We start from the raw sequence: 2,021 nt of genomic DNA, 5'->3' as shown, positions 1-2,021 counted from the left end.
CTCCGGCACCTGCACCGGCCCGCCCGGCGGTGCGCAAGCCGGCGCGCAAACAGACCTTGGATGATTTGCTGAATTGAAGGAGAGCCTTGTGAAGCTGTTGATGAAAATGTCCGCCCTGGTGTCGGTGCTCGCGCTGGCCGGTTGTGCAGCCCCTCCGCCAGAACCCGCGCCGGCTCCGGCGCCGGCCGTGCCGGTGCAGGTCGAATGCGGTGTCGCATCGCCCCCCGGCTGCCGTGAGCCTGCCGTGCCACCTGCACTGCTGACCTGGGAGCAGAAGATGAAGGGCGAGATCGATGAAGCCGAGGCACTGCGCCTGCGTGCCGTCGAGGCCATGTCGGCCCTGCCTGCCAAGCAGCGCATCAAGGAAGGCAGCAAGACCATGACGACCGAGCAGGTCTTCAGCACCAGCCAGGCGCCCGCCACGCGCGCCATGCCGGTGCTCGATTCGGTCTCGCTCGATCTGCCCTGGGCCGCCAAGTCGCGCCAGGAGCACAAGGATGCGATGGTCGCCATCAAGGACATCGCCACGATGATGGCCGACAACCGCGGCGGCGCGACGATCTATGTGACCGTCTCGCCGCGCGATCTGCGCGCCAAGAAGGTCAACACCAACTCCGGCACCGCGCCCACCGAGGCCGGCAACCCGGTCGAGGTCAAGAAATCGGCCGACAAGAATGTGCCCGCCGGTGTCGAGCACTTCGTGATCCAGGCCAAGCCCTGGCCCAGCCGCATCGACTGAGCAGGCGGCCCATCCCTCCATCTCCGCCATGAACGCGCCTGCGCGGGCCATGGCGGAGCAGCTATACGGTAAAAACGACGAAGGAATCGCAGATGTCTTCTCCCCAATCGATGTTGAAGTCCATTGACTTTGGCCAACTGATGCGAGCGGCCGAGGGGCTGACCCAATGGCGTGTGCTCGGCTTGTCGTTCCTGACCTGGCTGGCCGGAGGGCTGGTGATGGTGGGCGGCCAGATGCTGGCAACCCGTGCGGGCAGCATGCTGCTGGCGCTGCTGTTCCTGGTCATCGCCTCGGTGGTGTTCTCGGCCGGCATGTCGGCCGTCGGTATCCTGCTGCAGGACAAGGCCAAGGACGTGGAGCAGCGCAGCGTCGCCGCCGCGATCCGGGCGGGCCTGCTGTGTGTGCCGCGCTTTATCCTGTTTGGTCTGCTGGTACTGGCTGTGGTGCTGGGCCTGTGCCTGGTGGCGGCCATTGTGTATTTCGTCTGCAAGATCCCGTTCATCGGACCGATCCTGCTGTTCTTTGCCCACCCGGTGATGGTGATCGCCGCCTCGGTGTTCTTCATCGCGCTGTACTGGGTGGCCGCGCCGCTGCTCGCGCCCGCGATCTGGGATGGCCGCTCGCTGCGCCGCGCAGTATCGCTGGTGGTGGCCGTCGTGCGCACGCGCCTGGTGCCACTGGTGCTGATGCTGCTGGCGCTCTACATCGTCATCACCGTGATCACCCTGGTGGTGTTCACCGGCTTCATCCCCGGCTTTGCCTACATGACGGCCATTGCCAGCGGCGTGATTGGCCCGAGCATGATGGCCTCGATGGGCGGCATGGGCAACTCCGCCGCCTTTGGCGCGATGGCCAGCAGCGGCCATATGCTGGCCGGCACCCTGTCGACCGTGATCCTGTTTGCGGTGCTGATGGCGCTGACCATGCAGGTGATGATCATGGGCGTGAACATCATCTACCTGATGGTCACCGACGGTCTTGATGAGCAGGGCACCGAAGAGAGCCTGCAGGCCGGCATTGACCTGGCGCGCGAAAAGGCCCGCCAGGCCCAGGGCATGGCCCGTGAAGCGGCCGACAAGGTGCGCCATGCCGCGCATATGGATGGCCATGGCCACCAGGGTGCTGCGGCGCGTGGCCCGGCAGCGCCTGTGGCGCCAGTGACGCCTTCCGCACCGGTGGCACCGCACCACGATATCTTTGCCCCGGCACCTGCGCCGGTCGCATCTGCTGCGCCCGTGGCGCCAGTCCCTGCACCGGTGGCCGCGCCGGTACCCGCGCCTGC

The 2,021-nt window shown here is 66.6% G+C and carries 2 protein-coding genes; both read left to right on the top strand.

Annotated elements, in window-relative coordinates:
• The first annotated feature begins 88 nt into the window (after positions 1-88).
• Positions 89-739, top strand: coding sequence for a hypothetical protein (locus tag H928_RS0105455; protein ID WP_027010579.1), 651 nt, complete (start codon positions 89-91; stop codon positions 737-739).
• A 92-nt stretch (positions 740-831) separates the two neighbouring features.
• The coding region (locus tag H928_RS26325) for a hypothetical protein (RefSeq protein ID WP_148293060.1) at positions 832-2,021 on the top strand (1,190 nt) is incomplete at its 3' end.

The organism is Comamonas sp. B-9 (assembly GCF_000410635.1).
Lineage (GTDB): Bacteria > Pseudomonadota > Gammaproteobacteria > Burkholderiales > Burkholderiaceae_C > Comamonas.
Note: the sequence above shows the minus strand (reverse complement) of the source record. Positions and strands in the feature narration are given on the sequence as shown.